This is a genomic window from Vibrio sp. 1249-1 (genome assembly GCF_033340495.1).
In genome coordinates, this window is the sequence record NZ_JAWOWJ010000320.1 from 1 (window position 1) to 841 (window position 841).

At 46.3% G+C, this 841-nt stretch carries 1 protein-coding gene; it reads left to right on the plus strand.

Translation table 11 applies throughout. The annotated features are described in order from the left end of the window. The first annotated feature begins 32 nt into the window (after positions 1 to 32). A complete protein-coding gene (locus R7Z50_RS26115) occupies positions 33 to 725 on the plus strand; it encodes an electron transport complex subunit E (RefSeq protein WP_005480817.1) in 693 nt (230 codons plus the stop codon). Positions 726 to 841 lie beyond the last annotated feature (116 nt).

Consider the following 841-nt stretch of genomic DNA (forward strand, 5'->3'; position numbering starts at 1 on the left):
AGCCAGCCACTAAACTGCGCAGAAGACAATCAATGAGCGAAAACAAACAATTGATGAAGAACGGCATGTGGAGCAACAACCCAGCATTGGTTCAGCTGCTCGGTTTATGTCCTCTACTCGCCGTTTCATCGACGATCACCAACGCGCTGGGTCTTGGTATTGCCACATTACTGGTACTAGTGGGGTCTAACGTAACGGTTTCACTGATCCGTAACTATGTTCCTAAAGAGATCCGAATTCCGGTTTTCGTTATGATCATTGCGTCACTCGTAACCTGCGTCCAGCTACTAATGAATGCTTACGCTTACGGATTGTACCTATCACTGGGTATCTTTATCCCGTTGATCGTAACTAACTGTATCATCATCGGTCGCGCCGAAGCTTACGCTTCAAAAAATGATGTGCTTCCTGCCGCATTGGACGGCTTATGGATGGGACTGGGCATGACCAGTGTGCTAGTTGTGTTGGGCTCAATGCGCGAGCTTATCGGCAACGGCACATTGTTTGACGGTGCAGACTTGCTATTGGGTGACTGGGCTGCAGCGCTGCGCATTCAAGTATTCCAATTTGATAGCAGCTTCTTATTAGCACTATTACCACCAGGTGCTTTCATCGGTGTAGGACTTTTGATTGCGTTGAAAAATGTTATCGACAGCTCAATTCAGGCTCGTCAGCCGAAAGAAGAAAAACCGGCCATTGAGCGTGCTCGCGTAACTAACGCATAATATAAGAAACCTAAAATCAAGGCTCTACCACTCGTAGGGCCTTTTTCATAAACCGCAAAGACGGGTTTGGAAGTCAGCAATGAACAAAGAAAAAAGAATAGAAATTCTTGAACGAT

Bases quoted from the DNA above. Each gene is read 5' to 3' on its own strand.
- R7Z50_RS26115 (WP_005480817.1), top strand. From the start codon at position 33: ATGAGCGAAAACAAACAATTGATGAAGAACGGCATGTGGAGCAACAAC.